Source organism: Pseudomonas sp. W15Feb9B, from assembly GCF_000828175.1.
GTDB classification, from domain to species: domain Bacteria; phylum Pseudomonadota; class Gammaproteobacteria; order Pseudomonadales; family Pseudomonadaceae; genus Aquipseudomonas; species Aquipseudomonas parakoreensis.
Window position 1 is genome coordinate 1 of the sequence record NZ_JTKF01000046.1, and the last position, 20,936, is coordinate 20,936.

20 protein-coding genes are annotated in these 20,936 nt (G+C 57.6%); all 20 read right to left on the reverse strand.

All coding sequences use genetic code 11. The features are described from left to right. Nucleotides 1–843: 843 nt before the first annotated feature. Nucleotides 844–2,676 (reverse strand): glutamine--fructose-6-phosphate transaminase (isomerizing), encoded by a 1,833-nt coding sequence (glmS, locus tag OC71_RS22545; protein WP_041073571.1) that lies wholly within the window; start codon nucleotides 2,674–2,676, stop codon nucleotides 844–846. Between the two features lie 2 nt (nucleotides 2,677–2,678). Continuing rightward, on the reverse strand, nucleotides 2,679–3,455 hold the full coding sequence (locus OC71_RS22550; RefSeq protein ID WP_041073573.1) for a DeoR/GlpR family DNA-binding transcription regulator: 777 nt from the start codon (nucleotides 3,453–3,455) through the stop codon (nucleotides 2,679–2,681). Between the two features lie 161 nt (nucleotides 3,456–3,616). After that, entirely contained in the window at nucleotides 3,617–4,984 is a 1,368-nt protein-coding gene (gene glmU, locus OC71_RS22555; RefSeq protein WP_041073575.1) for a bifunctional UDP-N-acetylglucosamine diphosphorylase/glucosamine-1-phosphate N-acetyltransferase GlmU, read from the reverse strand. A gap of 117 nt (nucleotides 4,985–5,101) precedes the next feature. Beyond that, the gene (locus OC71_RS22560) at nucleotides 5,102–5,527 is read right to left on the reverse strand and encodes a F0F1 ATP synthase subunit epsilon (RefSeq protein WP_007954164.1); all 426 of its coding nucleotides are present in this window, start codon (nucleotides 5,525–5,527) and stop codon (nucleotides 5,102–5,104) included. Between the two features lie 45 nt (nucleotides 5,528–5,572). Beyond that, nucleotides 5,573–6,949 (reverse strand): F0F1 ATP synthase subunit beta, encoded by a 1,377-nt coding sequence (gene atpD / locus OC71_RS22565; RefSeq protein ID WP_007954162.1) that lies wholly within the window; start codon nucleotides 6,947–6,949, stop codon nucleotides 5,573–5,575. Nucleotides 6,950–6,976: 27 nt separating this feature from the next. Further along, nucleotides 6,977–7,837 carry a F0F1 ATP synthase subunit gamma gene (gene atpG / locus OC71_RS22570; protein ID WP_007954161.1) on the reverse strand — a complete coding sequence of 287 codons (861 nt, stop codon included), beginning with the start codon at nucleotides 7,835–7,837 and terminating at the stop codon, nucleotides 6,977–6,979. A gap of 50 nt (nucleotides 7,838–7,887) precedes the next feature. After that, nucleotides 7,888–9,432, reverse strand: a complete 1,545-nt coding sequence (atpA, locus tag OC71_RS22575) for a F0F1 ATP synthase subunit alpha (RefSeq protein WP_041073579.1) — start codon at nucleotides 9,430–9,432, stop codon at nucleotides 7,888–7,890. A 21-nt stretch (nucleotides 9,433–9,453) separates the two neighbouring features. Beyond that, nucleotides 9,454–9,990, reverse strand: coding sequence for a F0F1 ATP synthase subunit delta (locus OC71_RS22580; protein WP_007911956.1), 537 nt, complete (start codon nucleotides 9,988–9,990; stop codon nucleotides 9,454–9,456). Between the two features lie 12 nt (nucleotides 9,991–10,002). After that, nucleotides 10,003–10,473 carry a F0F1 ATP synthase subunit B gene (locus OC71_RS22585; protein WP_011336718.1) on the reverse strand — a complete coding sequence of 157 codons (471 nt, stop codon included), beginning with the start codon at nucleotides 10,471–10,473 and terminating at the stop codon, nucleotides 10,003–10,005. Nucleotides 10,474–10,532: 59 nt separating this feature from the next. Further along, complete coding sequence (gene atpE, locus OC71_RS22590) at nucleotides 10,533–10,790, reverse strand: F0F1 ATP synthase subunit C (RefSeq protein WP_003097235.1); 258 nt, start codon at nucleotides 10,788–10,790, stop codon at nucleotides 10,533–10,535. A gap of 133 nt (nucleotides 10,791–10,923) precedes the next feature. Beyond that, entirely contained in the window at nucleotides 10,924–11,793 is an 870-nt protein-coding gene (gene atpB / locus OC71_RS22595; protein WP_007960779.1) for a F0F1 ATP synthase subunit A, read from the reverse strand. A gap of 16 nt (nucleotides 11,794–11,809) precedes the next feature. Next, nucleotides 11,810–12,217, reverse strand: a complete 408-nt coding sequence (locus tag OC71_RS22600) for a F0F1 ATP synthase subunit I (protein ID WP_003229783.1) — start codon at nucleotides 12,215–12,217, stop codon at nucleotides 11,810–11,812. Between the two features lie 148 nt (nucleotides 12,218–12,365). Further along, nucleotides 12,366–13,238, reverse strand: coding sequence for a ParB/RepB/Spo0J family partition protein (locus OC71_RS22605; protein ID WP_041073587.1), 873 nt, complete (start codon nucleotides 13,236–13,238; stop codon nucleotides 12,366–12,368). A gap of 9 nt (nucleotides 13,239–13,247) precedes the next feature. Then, nucleotides 13,248–14,045: a ParA family protein gene (locus OC71_RS22610; RefSeq protein ID WP_041073588.1), complete on the reverse strand. Its 798-nt coding sequence runs from the start codon at nucleotides 14,043–14,045 to the stop codon at nucleotides 13,248–13,250. 18 nt (nucleotides 14,046–14,063) lie between these two features. Next, entirely contained in the window at nucleotides 14,064–14,708 is a 645-nt protein-coding gene (rsmG, locus tag OC71_RS22615) for a 16S rRNA (guanine(527)-N(7))-methyltransferase RsmG (protein WP_041073590.1), read from the reverse strand. After that, nucleotides 14,705–16,603, reverse strand: a complete 1,899-nt coding sequence (gene mnmG / locus OC71_RS22620) for a tRNA uridine-5-carboxymethylaminomethyl(34) synthesis enzyme MnmG (protein WP_041073592.1) — start codon at nucleotides 16,601–16,603, stop codon at nucleotides 14,705–14,707. Before mnmG ends, rsmG begins: the two co-directional genes overlap by 4 nt. Before the next feature lie 551 nt (nucleotides 16,604–17,154). Continuing rightward, a complete protein-coding gene (gene mnmE, locus OC71_RS22625; protein WP_041073594.1) occupies nucleotides 17,155–18,525 on the reverse strand; it encodes a tRNA uridine-5-carboxymethylaminomethyl(34) synthesis GTPase MnmE in 1,371 nt (456 codons plus the stop codon). Nucleotides 18,526–18,606: 81 nt separating this feature from the next. Then, complete coding sequence (yidC, locus tag OC71_RS22630) at nucleotides 18,607–20,289, reverse strand: membrane protein insertase YidC (RefSeq protein ID WP_027610285.1); 1,683 nt, start codon at nucleotides 20,287–20,289, stop codon at nucleotides 18,607–18,609. A 2-nt stretch (nucleotides 20,290–20,291) separates the two neighbouring features. Further along, the gene (gene yidD / locus OC71_RS27225) at nucleotides 20,292–20,537 is read right to left on the reverse strand and encodes a membrane protein insertion efficiency factor YidD (RefSeq protein WP_080921994.1); all 246 of its coding nucleotides are present in this window, start codon (nucleotides 20,535–20,537) and stop codon (nucleotides 20,292–20,294) included. After that, nucleotides 20,530–20,931 (reverse strand): ribonuclease P protein component, encoded by a 402-nt coding sequence (gene rnpA / locus OC71_RS27230; RefSeq protein ID WP_011336726.1) that lies wholly within the window; start codon nucleotides 20,929–20,931, stop codon nucleotides 20,530–20,532. Before rnpA ends, yidD begins: the two co-directional genes overlap by 8 nt. Nucleotides 20,932–20,936 lie beyond the last annotated feature (5 nt).

Here is a 20,936-nt window from a genome sequence, read left to right on the forward strand (position 1 = left end):
GATACGGCGAAAATTCCCACTGAATTCGTCGAAAAGTGCGCAAGAAGTTGCGCAGTACTGCGCAACTTCTTGCGCACTTGGCTGGAGGCCTTGATAGGCAGGGCCTGTAGCAGTTTTGGGTGGGGTTTATTACGGACAACTGCGCAACTTCTTGCGCACTGGTGCTTTCCAAATTTCCAAACGTCGTTCTTTACATCCGAGCTCAAGCGCAAACCAGTTGCACTGAAGTACCCGGGTAAACTGGGGGGACGAGTATTCAGGCCCGAGGCGAGTGCGTGGGTTTCCGCGGTGGGTAGCAGAGGGAATTGCTCGCGAATATCAATGATGGAGCGGTCATGCTCAAGAAGGACTAGGTCGTGGTATTCGGCATTCGACAGTAAGTGATGAGCCCGATGGACTGTAACCCCTGGCACGATGTGTGAAGTCCCACGTGATGCGAACGCCCGTACCTTTATCCAAGGAACGTACCGCTCTCTGACGCCCTGGCCGTCGCCCGCAACTATCCTTTTTTCTATCTTCTCCTGAGTGACGATCCGCGAGGACGTTGCGTAGCGACGTGACGATTTAACCTGGCTCATCTGGCTAACCGGACTACCTAAAGTGACGTAAAAATGCCCTAAAAGGAGCATTACGGGCAGAGGGAGGAAACCATGCCGCCGAGTTGTGGCGCATAGCTCATGGCGTCACAACCCTCACTACTGATTGTGAACCGGTTTGGAGGTTGCGGTCGCTTCCCCGACGTAGGGAGGCAACCGTGACAACCTTTATTTTTCTGTGACAACGTTTATTTGCTTGTGACAACCTTTATTTATTGCAGACAGGTCAATGTCAGCTGTGGATAACTTATTCCACCGTCACCGACTTCGCCAGGTTACGCGGCTGGTCGACGTCGGTGCCCTTGAGCACGGCGACGTAATACGACAGCAACTGCAGCGGGACGGTGTAGAGGATCGGCGAGAGGATGTCGTGGATGTGCGGCATCTGCACCACGTGGGTGCCTTCGCCGTTGGTCATCCCGGCCTTCTCGTCAGCGAATACGATCAGTTCACCGCCACGGGCACGGACTTCCTGCAGGTTGGACTTGAGCTTCTCCAGCAGTTCGTTATTCGGCGCCACGGTGACCACCGGCATGTCGTTATCCACAAGTGCCAGCGGGCCGTGCTTCAGTTCACCGGCCGGGTAGGCTTCGGCGTGGATGTAGGAGATTTCCTTGAGCTTCAAGGCACCTTCCATCGCCACCGGGAACTGCGCACCACGGCCGAGGAACAGGGTGTGGTTCTTCTCGGCGAACAGCTCGGCGATTTTTTCCACGGTGCTGTCCATGGCCAGTGCCTCACCCAGACGGGTCGGCAGGCGACGCAACTCTTCCACCAGCGTGACTTCGACGTCTTTACCGAGGGTGCCGCGTACCTGACCCAGAGACAGGGTCAGCAACAGCAGGCCGACCAGTTGCGTGGTGAACGCCTTGGTCGAAGCCACACCGATTTCGCGACCGGCCTGAGTCAGCAGGGTCAGGTCGGACTCACGCACCAGCGAACTGATGCCCACATTGCAGATTGCCAGGCTGGCGAGGAAGCCCAGCTCTTTGGCGTTGCGCAGCGCGGCCAGAGTGTCGGCGGTTTCGCCGGACTGCGAGATGGTGACGAACAGGGTGTCAGGCTGCACCACCACCTTGCGGTAGCGGAATTCGCTGGCGACTTCGACCTGGCACGGAATGCCGGCCAGTTCTTCGAGCCAGTAACGCGCAACCATGCCGGCGTGGTAACTGGTACCGCAGGCGACGATCTGCACATTGCGCACTTTGGCGAACAATTCGGCAGCCTGTGGGCCGAAGGCCTGCACCAGCACTTGATTGTTGCTCAGGCGGCCTTCGAGGGTACGCTGCACCACGATGGGCTGTTCGTGGATTTCCTTGAGCATGTAATGGCGGAATTCGCCCTTGTCGGCGGCTTCGGCGCCATCGCTGTACTGCACGGTCTGGCGTTCGACGGCGTTGCCATTGACGTCCCAGATCTGCACGTTATCGCGGCGAATTTCGGCGATATCGCCTTCTTCCAGGTACATGAAGCGGTCAGTGACCTGGCGCAGGGCCAACTGGTCGGACGCGAGGAAGTTCTCACCCAGGCCCAGACCGATTACCAACGGGCTGCCACTGCGCGCGGCAACCAGACGATCCGGCTGTTGTGCGTTGATCACGGCCAGACCGTAGGCGCCGTGCAGCTCTTTGACGGTGGCTTTCAGCGCAACGGTCAGGTCAGGCTGATCCTTGAGTTTGTGGCTCAGCAGGTGCGCGATGACTTCGGTATCGGTGTCCGAAGAGAACACGTAACCCAGCGCTTTCAGTTGCTCACGCAGGGCTTCGTGGTTCTCGATGATGCCGTTGTGCACCACGGCGATATCACCGGAGAAATGCGGGTGCGCGTTACGCTCGCATGGTGCACCGTGGGTCGCCCAACGGGTGTGGGCGATACCGAGACGGCCAACCAGCGGCTGTGCGGCCAATGCTGCTTCCAGCTCGCTGACCTTGCCCGGGCGGCGCATGCGCTCGAGCTTTTCGTCGTTGGTGAAAACTGCCACACCGGCGCTGTCATAGCCGCGGTATTCAAGGCGCTTGAGGCCTTCAAGCAGGATGGCGGTGATGTTACGTTCAGCAACTGCGCCGACAATTCCACACATGCTTATTTCTCCTGACTGACAGCCGCGCAAATCAATGTGATACCGCGGGCCTGAATCTGATCGCGGGCCTCTTGTGGCAGGCGATCATCGGTAATGAGGGTATGGACGCTGCTCCACGGCAGCTCCAGGTTGGGGATCTTGCGGCCGATCTTGTCGGCCTCGACCATCACGATCACTTCCCGCGCCACTTCCGCCATCACCCGGCTCAAACCGAGCAACTCGTTGAATGTGGTGGTACCGCGCACCAGATCGATGCCATCGGCGCCGATAAACAACTGGTCGAAGTCGTAAGAGCGTAGTACCTGCTCCGCCACCTGGCCCTGGAAGGACTCCGAATGCGGATCCCAGGTGCCGCCAGTCATCAGCAGCACCGGCTCGTGCTCGAGTTCGCTCAAGGCGTTGGCGACATGCAGCGAGTTGGTCATGACGACCAGACCCGGCTGCTGGCCCAGCTCGGGAATCATGGCGGCGGTGGTACTGCCGCTGTCGATGATGATGCGGGCGTGCTCGCGGATACGTTTGACGGCAGCGCGGGCAATCGCCTGTTTGTACTTCGAAACGCTTTGGCCGGGTTCCGCCACCAGCTCCTGCGGCATCGTGATTGCCCCGCCGTAACGGCGCAGCAATAGACCATGGCTTTCCAGCGCAGCCAGATCCTTGCGGATCGTAACTTCCGAGGTTTCGAAGCGCTTGGCCAGTTCATCCACACTGACTTCGCCCTGCTCGTTGAGCAAGGCGAGAATGTTGTGGCGGCGCTGGGGTGTATTGCGTTTCGACATGGCGGCTTAAGTTTCGTTTCGAAAGATAACGTAAGCAATCAAAACCTATTGCCCTTCAATCGTCAAGCTCAGGCCATAAAAAAATCGCAACCCCCGGCACCCTCCTCTATAGGAGCTGCCGAAGGCTGCGATCTTTTGATGTTAAAACTGCTGTGGAAAACTCAGCTCTTCTTGATCTTCTCCGGCCGCTTCCAGCCATCGATATTTTTCTGCCGCGCCCGACCAACGGCCAATTGCGCGTTATCCACATTCTGGGTAATGGTCGAGCCAGCCGCCGTGGTTGCACCGGACGAGATATCCACAGGCGCGACCAGCGAGTTGTTGGAGCCGATGAATACATCTTCGCCCAACACGGTTTTCCATTTGTTGGCGCCATCGTAGTTACAGGTGATGGTGCCGGCGCCAATGTTGGTGCGTGCACCGATTTCCGCGTCGCCCAGGTAGGTCAGATGCCCGGCCTTGGCGCCCTCGCCCATGCGCGCGTTTTTCAGTTCGACAAAGTTACCCACATGCGCGCGCGCTTCCAGAACCGTGCCGGGACGCAAACGGGCGAAAGGACCGGCATCGCTGCCTTCACCCAACACCGCACCTTCGATGTGGCTGTTGGCCTTGATCACCACGCCTTTACGCAGGGTGCTGTCCTTGATCACGCAGTTCGGGCCGATCACCACGTCGTCCTCGATGACAACATTGCCTTCGAGAATCACGTTGACGTCGATCAGCACATCGCGACCGACGGTGACTTCGCCACGCACATCGAAACGCGCCGGGTCACGCAGGGTCACACCTTGCGCCATCAGGCGGCGGCCGGCGCGCAGCTGGTAATGACGCTCCAGTTCCGACAGTTGCTTGCGATCATTGGCGCCTTGCACTTCCATCGGGTCGTGTGGCTGCTCAGTGGCCACCACCAGACCATCGTTGACCGCCATTTCGATCACGTCGGTCAGGTAGTACTCACCTTGTGCGTTGTTGTTTGACAGGCGGCTCATCCAGTCGGCCAAACGATTGGCCGGGACAGCCAGGATGCCGGTATTACCTTCGGTGATCGCGCGCTGGGCTTCGCTGGCATCTTTGTGTTCGACGATGGCAGCAACCTTGCCGTCAGCGCCGCGCACGATGCGGCCGTAACCGGTCGGGTCTTCCAGCTCAACGGTCAGAAGGCCCATCTGCCCCGGTACGACGTGCTTGAGCAGACGCTGCAGGGTTTCGACTTCGATCAAAGGCACGTCACCGTAAAGGATCAGTACGGTATCAGCACTGATGAACGGGACCGCCTGAGCCGTGGCATGTCCTGTGCCCAATTGCTTGTCCTGCAGGACGAAATTCAGGTCGTCAGCCGCCAGACGTTCGCGCACCACGTCGGCACCGTGGCCGATCACCACATGAATGCGCTGTGGATCGAGCTGCCGTGCACTGTGGATAACATGCCCAAGCATGGAGTTGCCGGCAACCGGGTGCAGCACTTTCGGCAACGCCGATCGCATACGGGTGCCTTGACCGGCCGCGAGAATAACGATTTCGAGAGACATGACTGGCTACCAATCCTGGGCGGTCAGCAACTGCGACCGGGTTGTAAAAATCGGAAAAGAAAAAAGGGTAGCCGAGGCTACCCTTTTTTATCAATCGCACAACAATTGGCTGACGGATTAACCGCCAAACTTCTTGCGGATCTGCTGGACGGTGCGCAGCTGAGCTGCAGCCTCGGCCAGACGTGCGGACGCAGCTCCGTAATCGAAATCTGCGCTCTTCTCGTGCAGAGCAGCTTCGGCAGCCTTGAGGGCTGCTTGAGCCTGAGCTTCATCCAGGTCGGCGGCACGTTGCACGGTATCGGCAAGCACCTTGACCATGTTCGGCTGAACCTCGAGGAAACCACCGGAGATGTAGAACACCTCGGCTTCCCCGCCTTGCTTGATCAGGCGGATCGGACCTGGCTTCAGATTAGTGATCAGCGGCGCGTGACCCAGAGCGATACCAAGATCACCCAGTGCACCGTGCGCAATCACCATCTCGACCAGGCCGGAAAAGATTTCCCCTTCCGCGCTGACGATATCGCAATGGACTGTCATAGCCATCTGATTGCCTCAACCTAAATTAGCGCCCGTTGCCGGGCGCCGGGATTACAGTTTCTTGGCTTTCTCGATCGCTTCTTCGATGCCGCCAACCATGTAGAACGCTTGTTCTGGCAGGTGGTCGTAGTCACCGTTGAGGATGCCTTTGAAGCCAGCAATGGTGTCTTTCAGGGAAACGTATTTACCCGAAGCACCGGTGAAGACTTCAGCCACGAAGAACGGCTGCGACAAGAAGCGCTGGATCTTACGAGCACGGTTTACCAACTGCTTGTCGGCTTCCGACAGCTCGTCCATACCCAGGATCGCAATGATGTCCTTCAGCTCTTTGTAGCGCTGCAGCACGTACTGAACACCGCGAGCGGTTTCGTAGTGGTCGTTGCCGATCACGTTCGGATCCAGCTGACGCGAAGTCGAGTCCAGTGGGTCTACCGCTGGGTAGATACCCAGGGAAGCGATGTCACGGGACAGAACGACGGTGGCGTCCAAGTGGGCGAAGGTGGTCGCTGGCGACGGGTCAGTCAAGTCGTCCGCAGGTACGTATACCGCCTGGATCGAAGTAATCGAACCTTGCTTGGTCGAAGTGATGCGCTCTTGCAGCACGCCCATCTCTTCAGCCAGAGTCGGCTGGTAACCTACTGCCGAAGGCATACGGCCCAGCAGTGCGGATACTTCAGTACCGGCCAGGGTGTAACGATAGATGTTGTCGACGAACAGCAGAACGTCGTTACCTTCGTCACGGAACTTCTCGGCCATGGTCAGGCCGGTCAGTGCTACGCGCAGACGGTTTCCCGGCGGCTCGTTCATCTGACCGTAAACCAGGGCCACTTTGTCCAGAACGTTGGAGTCCTTCATCTCGTGGTAGAAGTCGTTACCCTCACGAGTACGCTCGCCCACACCGGCGAACACGGAATAACCGCTGTGCTCGATGGCGATGTTACGGATCAGTTCCATCATGTTTACGGTTTTGCCTACACCGGCACCACCGAACAGACCGACTTTACCGCCCTTGGCGAACGGGCAAACCAGGTCGATAACCTTGATGCCGGTTTCCAGCAGCTCGTTGCCGCCAGCTTGTTCAGCGAAGGAAGGAGCGGCGCGGTGAATACCCCAGCGCTCTTCTTCGCCGATCGGGCCAGCTTCGTCGATCGGGTTGCCCAGTACGTCCATGATCCGGCCCAGAGTCGCTTTACCGACCGGTACGGAGATGGCTGCGCCAGTGTTGTTGACGTCCAGACCGCGCTTCAAGCCTTCGGTCGAGCCCATCGCAATGGTACGTACCACGCCGTCGCCCAGCTGCTGCTGAACTTCCAGAGTGGTTTCGGCGCCTTGAACCTTCAAGGCGTCGTAGATGCTCGGTACGCTGTCGCGTGGGAATTCCACGTCGATAACGGCGCCGATGATTTGAACGATACGTCCGCTACTCATAGCTGGATCCTCTGAATATTTGAACCGTTAAACCGCGGCAGCGCCGCCGACGATTTCCGAGATCTCTTGGGTGATCGCAGCCTGACGCGCCTTGTTGTAGATCAGCTGCAAATCGCTGATCAAATCACCGGCGTTGTCGGTAGCGTTCTTCATCGCGATCATCCGCGCAGCTTGTTCGGCCGCGTTGTTCTCGACCACCGCCTGGTACACCTGCGACTCCACGTAGCGCACCATCAAGCCGTCTAGCAGCTCTTTGGCGTCTGGTTCGTAGAGGTAGTCCCAGTGGTGCTTGAGTTCTTGATCCGGGGTCGCCACCAGTGGAATCAACTGCTCCACGGTAGGCTGTTGCGTCATGGTGTTGATGAACTTGTTGGATACCACGGACAGGCGGTCAATACGGCCGTCCAGGTAGGCATCCAGCATCACCTTGACGCTGCCGATCAGATCATTGATCGACGGCTCTTCACCCAGGTGGCTGATAGCTGCAACGACGTTACCGCCGAAGTTGCGGAAAAAGGCCGCACCCTTGCTACCAACAACACACAGATCAATCTCGACGCCGTTTTCGCGGTTTACCGCCATGTCCTTGACCAGGGCCTTGAACAGGTTGGTGTTCAAGCCGCCGCACAGACCACGGTCACTGCTCACTACGACATAACCGACGCGCTTTACTTCACGGTCGATCATGAACGGGTGGCGGTATTCCGGGTTGGCGTTGGCCAGATGCCCAATTACCTGGCGGATACGTTCCGCATAAGGACGGCTAGCAGCCATGCGCATTTGTGCCTTGCGCATTTTGCTGACCGCCACTTTTTCCATGGCGCTGGTAATTTTTTGCGTGCTTTTGATGCTCGCAATCTTACTGCGAATCTCTTTTGCGCCTGCCATGTAACACCTATCAGGTTAGCAAGCGGGAGCCTTGCGGCTCCCGCTGCGGCTTACCAGGTTTGGGTGGCCTTGAACTTCTCGATACCGGCTTTGAGGCCAGCGTCGATTTCGTCATTGAAGTCACCTTTAACGTTGATCTTGGCCATCAAATCGGCGTGATCGCGGTTGAAGAAAGCAATCAGCGCTTGTTCGAAGCTGCCGATCTTGGCGATTTCAATGTCAGTCAGGAACCCACGCTCAGCGGCATACAGCGACAGCGCCATGTCAGCGATCGACATCGGTGCGTATTGCTTCTGCTTCATCAGCTCGGTAACGCGCTGACCATGCTCAAGTTGCTTGCGGGTCGCTTCGTCCAGGTCAGAAGCGAACTGGGCGAATGCTGCCAGTTCACGGTACTGAGCCAGAGCGGTACGGATACCACCGGACAGCTTCTTGATGATCTTGGTCTGAGCGGCACCACCCACACGGGATACCGAAACACCGGCGTTCACTGCAGGGCGGATGCCCGAGTTGAACATGGCCGATTCCAGGAAGATCTGACCGTCGGTGATGGAAATCACGTTGGTCGGAACGAACGCGGAAACGTCGCCAGCTTGGGTTTCGATGATCGGCAGTGCGGTCAGGGAACCGGTTTTGCCGGTCACTGCGCCGTTGGTGAACTTCTCTACGTACTCTTCCGAAACGCGGGATGCGCGCTCCAGCAGACGGGAGTGGAGATAGAACACGTCGCCTGGGTAAGCTTCACGGCCTGGTGGACGGCGCAGCAGCAGGGAAATCTGGCGGTAAGCCACTGCTTGCTTGGACAGATCGTCATAAACGATCAGCGCGTCTTCACCGCGGTCGCGGAAGAATTCACCCATGGTGCAACCGGAGTACGGAGCCAGGAATTGCAGTGCTGCAGATTCCGAAGCGCTCGCTGCAACGATGATGGTGTTAGCCAGTGCACCGTTTTCTTCCAGCTTGCGAACCACGTTGGCGATGGTCGACTGCTTCTGACCGATTGCCACGTAGACGCAGAAAATGCCGCTGTCTTTCTGGTTGATGATCGCGTCGATCGCCAGAGCGGTTTTACCGATCTGACGGTCACCGATGATCAGCTCACGCTGGCCACGGCCGACAGGGATCATGGCATCGACAGCCTTGTAGCCAGTCTGTACAGGCTGGTCTACCGACTTACGCCAGATCACGCCCGGTGCAACTTTCTCGACCGCGTCGGTCTCGGTGTTGCCCAGTGGACCTTTGCCGTCAACAGGGTTACCCAGTGCGTCGACTACGCGACCCAGCAGTTCCTTACCTACCGGAACTTCGAGGATGCGGCCGGTGCACTTGGCGCTCATGCCTTCAGCCAGACTGGTGTATGCGCCCAGTACAACGGCACCTACGGAGTCTTGCTCCAGGTTGAGGGCCATACCGTAGACGCCGCCCGGAAACTCGATCATCTCGCCGTACATGACGTCGGCCAGACCGTGAATCCGCACGATGCCGTCAGATACGCTGACGACAGTGCCTTCGTTACGGGCTTGGGAGGTCACATCGAGCTTTTCGATGCGGCCCTTGATAATTTCACTTATTTCGGAAGGATTGAGTTGCTGCATTGCTCTGCTGCCCCTTCAAACTCAAGATTTCAATGCTTCGGCAAGTTTCGCGATTTTGCCGCGAATCGAGCCATCGATAACCAGGTCGCCGGCGCGGATAACGACACCACCTATTAGGGCAGCATCCTCCGCAACTTGCAGGCGCACTTCCCGGTTGAGTCGTGCACTGAGAACCTTGGCGAGTTTGTCTTGCTGTTCTTGGTTCAATGCAAAAGCACTGGTCACTTCAACGTCTACCGATTTCTCTTGCTCGGCCTTGTACAGGTCGAAAAGAGCGGCGATCTCCGGCAGAAGCGGGAGACGGTCGTTTTCGGCAACGACATTGATGAAATTCTGTGCCTTGGCATCGAACTTGTCGCCGCACACGTCAATGAACGTGGCGGCCTTTTCTGCGCTCGTCAGTCGCGGGGCCTTGAGCACGCGCTGCATGGTGTCGTCTTGCGACACCGCTGCTGCCAGGCCGAGCATGGCTGACCAATTGGCCAGTTGCTGGTGGGCCTGAGCGTGCTCGAAGGCCGCCTTAGCGTAAGGTCGGGCCAACGTGGTCAGTTCTGCCATGATCGCCCTCGCTTAGATTTCAGCAGCCAGTTGGTTAACCAGCTCTGCGTGCGCGTTTTGATCGATTGTGGCACCCAGGATCTTCTCGGCGCCGCCGACAGCCAGCAAGCCCACTTGGGCGCGCAGCTTGTCTTTGACACTGTTCAGTTCCTGTTCGATCTCGGCTTGAGCCTGAACCTTCACACGGTCAGCGTCGATACGGGCTTTTTCAACAGCCTCTTCAACGATCTGGTTACCGCGTTTCTTGGCTTGCTCGATGATTTCAGCTGCCTGAGCTTTCGCTTCGCGCAGTTGCTGACCCGCTTTCTCTTGGGCCAACTCCAGGTCGCGAGCTGCACGGCTGGCAGCGTCCAGACCATCAGCGATCTTCTTTTGACGTTCGTGCAGAGCAGCGATGACCGGAGGCCATACGAACTTCATGCAGAACAGTACAAAAATCAGGAACGCAACGGACTGGCCAATCAGGGTCGCATTAATGTTCACGCCAACACCTCGCAGTTACGTTGTCCATCACACCAAATTACTCGGAAGAATCCGGGTAATTAGCCAGCGATCTGACCAACGAACGGGTTCGCAAAGGTGAAGAACAGAGCGATACCAACACCGATCATGGTTACGGCGTCGAGCAGACCGGCAACGATGAACATTTTAACTTGCAGCATTGGAACCATTTCTGGCTGACGCGCTGCGCCTTCCAGGAACTTGCCGCCCAGCAGGCCGAAACCAATTGCGGTACCCAGTGCGCCCAGGCCGATCAACAGTGCAACAGCGATAGCGGTTAGACCAACTACAGTTTCCATCTTTCCTCCCGACTTTTACGTCGTATGGTTTAGGTTTTTTAGATTAAAGCGGTAAAACAAATCGTTTCAGAGGCCCGGTTAAGAGCCCCCTCCCGTTTGACCGGGAGGGACATCAGATCAGCCGAGGCTGCTCTTAATGGTTTTCTTCGTGCGCCATCGACAGGTAGACGATGGTCAGCATCATGAAGATGAACGCCTGCAGGGTGATGATCAGGATGTGGAACACAGCCCACGCCCACTGCAGAACAACGCCCAGGCCACTCAGCCAGAGCAGGCCGCTGCCGAACATCACAGCGATCAGAATGAACACCAGCTCGCCGGCATACATGTTGCCGAACAGACGCAGGGCCAGAGAGATCGGCTTGGCGATCAGGGTCACGAATTCCAGCAGGAAGTTCACCGGGATCAGCAGGGCCTGAACGAAGATGTTCTTGCTGCCGAACGGGTGCAGGGTCAGTTCGCCGATGAAGCCGCCGATGCCCTTGACCTTGATGCTATAGAAAATGATCAGTGCGAAAACCGAGAACGCCATGCCCAGGGTCGCGTTCGGGTCGGTGGTCGACACGGCACGGAACGGGATGTGGTGGTCGCCGGTGATCAGGATGGCCAGCTGAGGAATCCAGTCGACCGGTACCAGGTCGACGGCGTTCATCAGGAACACCCAGACGAAGATGGTCAGTGCCAACGGTGCGATCACCGGGCTACGGCCATGGAAGCTGTCTTTCACGCTGCCATCGACGAATTCGACCAATACTTCAACGAAGTTCTGCAAAGCACCTGGCTGACCCGATGTTGCTTTCTTTGCCGCCATGCGGAAAAGGAAAACGAAGATCAGACCCAGCGCGACCGACCAGCCGAGGGTATCGACGTGGAAAGCCCAGAAGCCCATTTCCTTGGCTTCTGCTGCGGTATGGGCAAAGCCCCAGCCGCCGTTAGGTAGCTGACCGAAGGTCAGGTTCTGCAAGTGGTGCTGGATATAGCCCGAAGCGGTTGTTTCTGCCATGGTTGCCTCAAACGCCCTAAGGTCTCGAAAGTCTTGTTCTCATCAGCAGGGGAGCGAACCAGCTGACCGACTGAGTCAGCACGAAAGCGCCGAATACTGCGATCGGCGCCAATGGCTTCACACCTGCAAACACCAGTGCAAACAGCACTGCCGTCAAAATCAGTTTGCCTGCCTCGCCGGCATAAAATGACCGGACGATGGACTGGGCTGCTCGGGCGCCGGAAAACCGAAATGCCTTGTGAGCGAAATAAACATTGGGCAGCAAGGCTATCAGGCCTCCGCAAAGTCCCGAGTATCCGGCAACGACTCCGTGCCATTGCCAGAGCGCCAAAGCGGCAATGAGCAAAATGACAAATTGAGCCATCAACACCGGAAAAACCGCCAGGCGATGGAACGGCAGGCGGTTTGGCTTGCGGGTTTCCATCACGTTTGCTCTCCAATGGTCGGCTGCCAGAATTCAATAACTTGGCATAATTTGTGCCGACAAAATGCGCGCAGAGTATAGGGGCGGTTCTGCCCCTATTCAACTGTCAGGTAGTGATTTCCGACTGCGCGCTACATGAGGAAATGTTTCAGCGGATGTGTGCGAGCACACCTTGAAGCTCATCGAGGGAGTTGTAACCGATCACCAGCTGACCTTTTCCCTTCTTGCCGTGGCGAATCTGCACCGCAGAGCCTAGGCGCTCGGCCAGACGCTGTTCGAGCCGGGCGATATCCGGGTCGGGTTTGGCCGCTTCCACAGGCTCCGGTTTGCCACTCAACCACTGACGAACCAGTGCCTCGGTTTGGCGCACAGTCAGGCCGCGTGCGACAACATGTCGCGCCCCTTCCACCTGCTGATTGTCCGGCAGACCGAGCAAAGCACGGGCATGACCCATTTCCAGGTCACCGTGGGACAGCATGGTCTTGATGACTTCCGGCAGTGCAATAAGTCGCAACAGGTTAGCCACAGTCACGCGGGACTTACCCACAGCCTCGGCCACCTGCTGTTGAGTGAGCTGGAATTCCTGCTGCAGACGCTGCAAGGCGACGGCTTCCTCAATCGGGTTCAGGTCTTCACGCTGGATGTTCTCGATCAGCGCAATGGCGATCGCGGTTTCATCCGGCACATCACGGACCATCGCCGGGATGGTTTCCTGGCCGGCCTGCTGGCTGGCGCGCCAGCGGCGTTCACCGGCGATGATTTCGAAGCGGCCGCCGCCAATCGGGCGCACCACGATCGGCTGCATTACGCCTTGCGCCTTGATCGACGACGCCAGCTCTTCCAGGGCCTGCGGGTCCATGTCGCGGCGTGGCTGGTATTTGCCGCGCTGCAGCAGGTCCAGCGGCAAGTGTTGCAGTTCACGGGTATCGGCCTGCGCCGCCTGTTCTTCCAGCGCGCTGACGGTCGGACCACTCAGCAGTGCATCCAGTCCACGTCCGAGACCTCGTTTCTTGACGGCCATGGGGATTCCTTAAGTTGGCTGGGCAGCGGCGATGCGTGAATTTTTGCGCTGACGGCGAACCATTTCGCCCGCCAGGGCCAGATAGGCCAGCGCGCCGCGCGATTGCTTGTCGTAGGCCAGTGCCGGCATACCGTAGCTCGGCGCTTCGGCCAGACGGATGTTGCGCGGGATCACTGTGTCGTACAGCTGTTCGCCAAAGTGTTCCTTGAGCTGGGCCGAGACGTCGTTCATCAGACTCAGCCGCGGGTCGTACATGGTGCGCAGCAAACCTTCGACCTTGAGGTTGGGGTTCAGCAGTTCGGCGATGCGCTTGATGTTATCCACAAGGTCGCTCAAGCCTTCGAGCGCAAAGTATTCGCATTGCATGGGGATAATGACCCCATCGGCGGCAACCAGAGCGTTCAACGTGAGCATCGACAGCGACGGCGGGCAGTCGATCAAAATGTAATCGTAGTTTTCACGGATCGGCGCCAGCGCGCTGCGCAGACGGCTTTCCTTCATCTGCATTTCCAGCAGCACCACTTCGGCCGCCGTCAGATCCCGGTTGGCCGGCAGCAGTTGATAACCGCCATGTTCCGAGAAGTGCATGGCCTGGGCCAGATCGCATTCGCCGATCAGCAGGTCGTAGACCGAGTTTTCCAAGCCGTGTTTATCCACACCGCTACCCATGGTGGCGTTGCCCTGTGGATCGAGATCGATCAACAGCACCCGGCGCTTGGTCGCGACCAGGGATGCTGCGAGGTTGATACAGGTGGTGGTTTTGCCCACACCACCCTTCTGGTTCGCTATCGCGAATACCTTAGCCATTCTTGCTTGTGTTCCCAATCATGCCGTGCGGCGCAGTATCAGCAGATGGCGTTGGCCTTGGCAACCGGGGACGGCCAGGGCGTGTTCGCTATCGAGTTTGAAGTCTGCCGGCAATGCTACCAGCTCATCGGCCGGATGAACGCCCTTCATTGCCAGCCAGCGCGTGTCGGCATCGCCCAGATGGCGAGTCCAGTTGGTGAAGTTCTCCATGCTGCTGAACGCTCGGGAGATGATCCCGTTAAATGGCTGAGCAGGCTGGAAAGCTTCGACACGACTGTGGATAACTTGCAGGTTATCCAGTTTGAGTTCGAGTTTGACCTGAGTCAGGAAGCGGGTTTTCTTGCCGTTGCTGTCCAGACAAGTCACTTGCGAGTCCGGATACAGGATCGCCAACGGGATCCCCGGCATGCCGCCGCCACTGCCGACGTCGAGCCAGCGACCGTTTTCGATAAACGACATCACGCTCAGACTGTCGAGCAGATGCCGCGAGACCATCTCGTCCGGGTCGCGCACTGCAGTCAGGTTGTAGGCCTGGTTCCATTTGATCAACAGGGCCAGGTAACCCAGCAGCAATTCGTGCTGGGCTGCGCTGAGATTGACACCGAGCGCGCGGGCTCCTGTGGATAACTCTTCGGCGTGTTGCGAAGTGACCTTAGAACTCAAGCGCTTTGCTCCAACTGACGGCCCGCGCCGCGTTTTTTCAAATGAATCATCAACAGCGAAATCGCTGCCGGGGTCACGCCCGGAATCCGCGAAGCCTGGCCGAGCGTCTCCGGACGCGTGGCACCGAGCTTGCTCTGGATCTCCTTGGAGAGACCGGAAATGTTGGTGTAATCGATATCCACAGGCAGTTTCGTGTCTTCACTGGCGCGCAGACGGGCGATTTCGTCCTGTTGACGGTCGATGTAACCGGCGTATTTGGTCTTGATCTCAACCTGTTCGGCGACCTGTGGATCTTCGGCGCCCTGCCCGGTCACTTCGACCAGACCAGCGTAGTCGATTTCCGGACGGCTCAAGAGGTTGAGCAAGTTGTATTCGTGAGTCAGCGGTGTGCCGAATTTTTCCGCAATCGCATCACCCTGCTGCGTGCCCGGGCGAACCCAGGTGCTTTTCAGGCGCTGCTCTTCCAGTTCGATGTTTTCGCGCTTCTTGCAGAACGCCGCCCAACGCGCGTCATCGACCAGACCCAGTTCGCGGCCTTTTTCGGTCAGACGCAGGTCGGCGTTGTCTTCACGCAGGATCAGGCGGTACTCGGCACGGGAAGTGAACATGCGGTACGGCTCTTGGGTACCGAGGGTGATCAGGTCGTCGACCAGTACGCCGATGTACGCCTCATCGCGGCGCGGGCACCAGGCTTCTTTGCCCTTGGCGCGCAGCGCAGCGTTGGCCCCGGCAAGCAAACCTTGGGCACCGGCTTCTTCGTAACCGGTGGTGCCGTTGATTTGCCCGGCGAAGAACAGACCGCCGATGACTTTGGTTTCCAGGCTGTACTTCAGGTCGCGCGGATCGAAGTAGTCGTACTCGATCGCATAACCCGGACGCACGATGTGCGCGTTTTCCATGCCGCGAATCGATTGCACGATCTGCAATTGCACGTCGAACGGCAGGCTTGTGGATATCCCGTTCGGATACAGCTCGTGGGTGGTCAGGCCTTCCGGCTCGATGAACACCTGATGGCTTTCCTTGTCGGCAAAGCGATGAATCTTGTCTTCGATCGATGGGCAGTAACGCGGGCCGATGCCCTCGATCTCGCCGACAGCGGAATACATCGGCGAACGGTCGAGGTTCGCCGCAATGATTTCGTGGGTGCGGGCGTTGGTGTGAGTAATCCAGCAACTGACCTGGCGTGGATGCTGTTCCTTGTTGCCCATGAACGACATCACCGGGATCGGCGTATCGCCTGGTTGCTCGGTCATCACCGAGAAATCCACAGACTTGCCATCGATACGCGGTGGGGTACCGGTTTTCAGGCGACCGACACGCAGCGGCAGTTCACGCAGACGATGTGCGAGGGCAATCGATGGCGGATCACCGGCACGACCGCCGGAGAAGTTCTGCAAACCGATGTGGATAAGTCCACCGAGGAACGTTCCGGTGGTCAGTACCACGGAATCGGCGAAGAAGCGCAGACCCATTTGTGTGACCACACCACGCACCTGTTCCTGCTCGACGATCAAGTCGTCAGCAGCCTGCTGAAATATCCACAGGTTCGGCTGGTTTTCCAGGATTTCGCGGACAGCGGCCTTGTACAGAATCCGGTCCGCCTGGGCACGGGTTGCACGCACGGCCGGGCCTTTACGGCTGTTCAACACACGAAACTGGATACCGCCCAGGTCGGTTGCCACGGCCATCGCGCCGCCGAGGGCATCGATTTCCTTGACCAGATGGCTTTTGCCAATGCCACCGATGGCCGGGTTGCAGCTCATGGCACCGAGGGTTTCCACGTTATGCGTCAGCAACAGGGTTTTTGCCCCCATACGTGCTGAGGCCAGTGCTGCCTCGGTACCGGCATGACCGCCGCCGATGACGATCACTTCAAAACGGGAAGGGAAATCCACCACGCACCTCGTGCCTGCTTAAGTAGGTCATTCAGGAATAGTTTGAGATCAGGTTTCTGAACCTGGTCGACAAGTATAGGGACTTCGCCCTTCCTAAAGAACCCTTTGCACAAAATTTAACCAGCTGTGGAGAACTCGAGATCAAAAGAATAAAAAAGAGAGAAATTTATAAAACCTTTGTTTTTATGTTTATTCTTACTGACCATCCTTTCTGTGGATAGATCGCTACAGGCTATATATTTCAATATGTACAGCGTTTCAAAACCCTGTGACCAGGTGCCAATGAGGCCCTTGGATAACCGGTTTAAGCCTGTGGATGAATGAGGTGGTTATCCACAGAGGCAGTTATATTCAGTTTTGGAGCCCTGTTATCAACTGCCCTCAGTGGCAGTTATTCACAGGGCTTAATCCACAGAAATCCGCTGAGTGACTGTACGACGGCCGAGGGAAATCCGCTGAGGGAGAGGGAATCTGCCCGGCACTGGAGAAAGGAATTGGAAATGAGGGTGCAGACAGGCCACGAATGGGCCTGTCTGCTTACAGCAGAGGGCTTATTTACCGATACAGAAGCTGGAAAAGATCCGGCCGAGCAGGTCATCGGAGCTGAATGCCCCGGTGATTTCGCCCAGTGTGTGCTGTGCCTGACGCAAATCTTCGGCCAGCAGTTCACCGGCACCTGCCAGCGTCAGCTGTGCACGACCATGTTCCAGCGCTGCACTGGCGTGGCGGAGGGCCTCCAGATGGCGGCGACGGGCACTGAAGCTGCTTTCCGAGGTTTGCTCATAGCCCATGCAGGCCTTGAGGTGGTCGCGCAGCAATTCCAGACCTTCGCCGGCGGATTTGGCGCTGAGGCTGATGGTCACGTGGCCATCGTCACTGACTTCCAGGGCAATCGTCTCACCCGTCAGGTCAGCCTTGTTGCGGATCAAGGTGACTTTGGCCGGATCTGGCCGGGTTTCGAGGAATTCCGGCCACAGGGCAAACGGATCCGCCGCTTCCGGCGCAGTGGCATCGACCACCAGCAACACCCGGTCAGCTTCTGTGATCGCCTTCAGCGCTCGTTCAACACCAATCTTTTCCACTTGATCATCGGTATCGCGCAGACCGGCGGTGTCCACCACGTGTAACGGCATGCCATCAATGTGGATATGTTCGCGCAGAATGTCCCGCGTGGTACCGGCGATCTCAGTCACGATCGCGGCTTCGCGGCCAGCCAGGGCATTCAACAGGCTGGACTTGCCGGCATTCGGACGACCGGCAATCACCACGGTCATACCGTCGCGCAACAAGGCACCCTGTCCGGCTTCTCGCAGCACAGTGGATAACTCTTCACGTACCTTGTCGAGCATGCTTAACACATGGCCATCGGCAAGAAAGTCGATTTCCTCTTCCGGAAAGTCGATGGCAGCTTCCACGTAGATGCGCAGGCCGATCAGTTGTTCAGTAAGGTTATGCACACGCTGGGAAAACGCTCCCTGCAGCGAGCGCAAGGCATTGCGTGCAGCCTGTGCAGAACTGGCTTCGATCAGATCGGCAATCGCCTCGGCCTGAGCCAGGTCGAGTTTGTCGTTGAGGAACGCGCGCTCGCTGAATTCGCCGGGGCGGGCCAGACGGCAACCCAGTTCCAGGCAACGCTTGAGCAACATATCCAGAACAATCGGGCCGCCGTGGCCCTGCAGTTCCAGCACGTCTTCGCCGGTGAACGAGTTCGGCCCCGGGAAATACAGGGCCAGTCCTTCGTCCAGCACTTGCTGATCATCACTGAAAAACGGACCGTAATGCGCGTAACGCGGTTTCAGTTCACGGCCGCTGATGGCTTTGGCTGCGACGCTGGCCAACGGCCCGGAAATACGGACGATGCCGACACCGCCGCGACCTTGAGCGGTGGCGACAGCGGCGATGGTTTCACGAGGTGCGCTCATAAACCGGAATCCAGACAAAAGTGGCAGATAGCAAAACGCCCCACTAGGGGGCGTTTTGAGTGGTGTTATCCACAGAGTAAGTTACGCCTCGGCTTTTTTCGTCGCCGCTTCGATCTTACGCGTGATGTACCACTGTTGGGCAATCGACAGGCAGTTGTTCACAACCCAGTACAGCACCAGACCAGCCGGGAACCACAGGAAGAAGAAGGTGAAGATGATTGGCATCATTTTCATGACCTTCGCCTGCATCGGATCCGGTGGAGTCGGGTTCAGACGCTGCTGAATGAACATGGTCGCGCCCATGATGATCGGCAGGATGAAGAATGGATCCTTGATCGACAGGTCAGTGATCCACAGCATGAATGGCGCCTGGCGCATTTCCACGCTTTCCAGCAGAACCCAGTACAACGAAAGGAAAACCGGCATCTGCACGAGGATCGGCAAGCAGCCGCCCAGCGGATTGATCTTCTCTTTCTTGTACAGCTCCATCATGGCTTGCGACATTTTCTGCCGGTCATCGCCATGTTGCTCTTTCAATGCAGCCAGTTTCGGCGCAACGGCACGCATGCGCGCCATGGATTTGTAGCTGGCGGCCGACAATGGGAAGAAGATCCCTTTGATCAGCATGGTCAGGAAGATAATCGACCAGCCCCAGTTACCCACAATCGCGTGAATGTGTTGCAGCAGCCAGAAGATCGGTTGAGCGATGAACCACAGAATGCCGTAGTCGACCGTCAGTTCCAGACCTGGGGACAACTGTTTCAGCACGGCCTGGCTTTTCGGCCCGGCGTACAGAATGGCGCTGGTTTCAACTTTCGCACCCGGTGCAGCGGTCAGCGAAGGACCGGTGTAACCGATGATGTAGTTGCCTTTGCTGTCTTTACGCGTCTGAACGATGTTGTTTTCGCCTTTCGGCGCAACCCACGCAGTCACGAAGTAGTGCTGCAGCCAGGCTACCCAGCCACCGGTGACGGTTTCCTTGAGCTGACCTTTGTCCATGTCTTTCATGGACACTTTCTTGTACGGCTCGGAACTTGTCCACAGGGCGGCGCCCAGGTAAGTTGCGGTGCCGGTGGCAGTGGTCGACGAAGGGTCGGCACTGGCATCGCGCTTCAGCTGGGCGAACATCGAACCCGACCAAGGCTGAGCGCTCTGGTTATCCACAAGGTAGGTCACGGTCACGTCATACAGGCCGCGTTTCAGAGTGAAACGCTTGATGTAATTGACGCCGTCCTTGCTGAACTTCAGGTCGACAACCAGTTGGTCCTGACCGTCAGCCAGTTGATAACTTTTCTTCTCCGAAGCGTAAACCGGACGACCGGCCGGGCTTGCGTCCGGACCATTGGTGCCGATCAGGCCGCTTTGAGCCAGATAAGTACGCTCGCCGCCGTTGTCGAACAGTTGAAACGGCACATCAGGACGGTCCTGACGACGTGGATACAATGGCAAAGTCAGTTGAGCAACGTCACCGCCCTGTGGATCGATCGCCAGATCGAGTACGTCGGTTTTGACCTGGATCAGATCCTTGCTGGCAGCGACTGGCGTTTCCACAGGTGCGCTGGTATCGCTGGCGGCACGCGGAATATCGTCACTGGCGGAAGCGTTATTGCCAGGAACGGTGTCCGGCAAACCGGATGCAGTCGTACTGGAAGCAACATTCTGAGTCGGCAGGGCAGCCTGGCCATAATCCTGGTTCCATTTAAGAACCATGACGTAGGACACGATTGCCAGGGCGACGATCAGGATCGTGCGTTTGATATCCATGATTACTCGGCCATCGAAGAAGAACGGGAGGTAGGGATAGGTGGAACCGGGTCATAACCACCGGGATTCCACGGATGACAGCGACCTAAACGACGAAAGGTCAGCCAGCCACCGCGCAGAAGGCCATGATTTTCGATGGCTTCATACGCGTAGCAAGAACAACTGGGGTAGAAACGACAGTGATTGGCCATCAAAGGACTAATGGCGTAGCGATAAAACTGGATCGGAACGAGGGCCAGTTTACGCATCTGGACTGTCTACCCCTACAGTTTCGGTTTTGACTGCTGGAACTGGCTTGTTACGGGCCAGGCGCTTCCAGAGTTTGCCGAAATGCTGAATCAATTCGGGGTTTTCTACGTCGCCCAAACCTTTGCGCGCGACGATAACGATGTCCCAGCCGACCAGAGAATCCTGGTGCAGACGGAACGATTCGCGCATCAGACGTTTGAGGCGATTGCGCTCAACGGAGAGCTTTACGCTCTTTTTCCCGATAACCAGCCCGAGACGAGGATGATCAAGATCGTTGTTGCGCGCAAGGAGCAGGAGATTTTTCCCCGGAACCTTGCCGGTAGGGGAGTCAAAGACTGCCTTGAAATGCCGGGGGGTAAGCAGACGCTTTTCCCGACTGAAGTCCTGACTCACCTCCA

Bases quoted from the DNA above. Each gene is read 5' to 3' on its own strand.
- glmS (WP_041073571.1), bottom strand. From the start codon at position 2,676: ATGTGTGGAATTGTCGGCGCAGTTGCTGAACGTAACATCACCGCCATC.
- OC71_RS22550 (WP_041073573.1), bottom strand. From the start codon at position 3,455: ATGTCGAAACGCAATACACCCCAGCGCCGCCACAACATTCTCGCCTTG.
- glmU (WP_041073575.1), bottom strand. From the start codon at position 4,984: ATGTCTCTCGAAATCGTTATTCTCGCGGCCGGTCAAGGCACCCGTATG.
- OC71_RS22560 (WP_007954164.1), bottom strand. From the start codon at position 5,527: ATGGCTATGACAGTCCATTGCGATATCGTCAGCGCGGAAGGGGAAATC.
- atpD (WP_007954162.1), bottom strand. From the start codon at position 6,949: ATGAGTAGCGGACGTATCGTTCAAATCATCGGCGCCGTTATCGACGTG.
- atpG (WP_007954161.1), bottom strand. From the start codon at position 7,837: ATGGCAGGCGCAAAAGAGATTCGCAGTAAGATTGCGAGCATCAAAAGC.
- atpA (WP_041073579.1), bottom strand. From the start codon at position 9,432: ATGCAGCAACTCAATCCTTCCGAAATAAGTGAAATTATCAAGGGCCGC.
- OC71_RS22580 (WP_007911956.1), bottom strand. From the start codon at position 9,990: ATGGCAGAACTGACCACGTTGGCCCGACCTTACGCTAAGGCGGCCTTC.
- atpE (WP_003097235.1), bottom strand. From the start codon at position 10,790: ATGGAAACTGTAGTTGGTCTAACCGCTATCGCTGTTGCACTGTTGATC.
- atpB (WP_007960779.1), bottom strand. From the start codon at position 11,793: ATGGCAGAAACAACCGCTTCGGGCTATATCCAGCACCACTTGCAGAAC.
- OC71_RS22600 (WP_003229783.1), bottom strand. From the start codon at position 12,217: ATGGAAACCCGCAAGCCAAACCGCCTGCCGTTCCATCGCCTGGCGGTT.
- OC71_RS22605 (WP_041073587.1), bottom strand. From the start codon at position 13,238: ATGGCCGTCAAGAAACGAGGTCTCGGACGTGGACTGGATGCACTGCTG.
- OC71_RS22610 (WP_041073588.1), bottom strand. From the start codon at position 14,045: ATGGCTAAGGTATTCGCGATAGCGAACCAGAAGGGTGGTGTGGGCAAA.
- mnmE (WP_041073594.1), bottom strand. From the start codon at position 18,525: ATGAGCGCACCTCGTGAAACCATCGCCGCTGTCGCCACCGCTCAAGGT.
- yidC (WP_027610285.1), bottom strand. From the start codon at position 20,289: ATGGATATCAAACGCACGATCCTGATCGTCGCCCTGGCAATCGTGTCC.
- yidD (WP_080921994.1), bottom strand. From the start codon at position 20,537: ATGCGTAAACTGGCCCTCGTTCCGATCCAGTTTTATCGCTACGCCATT.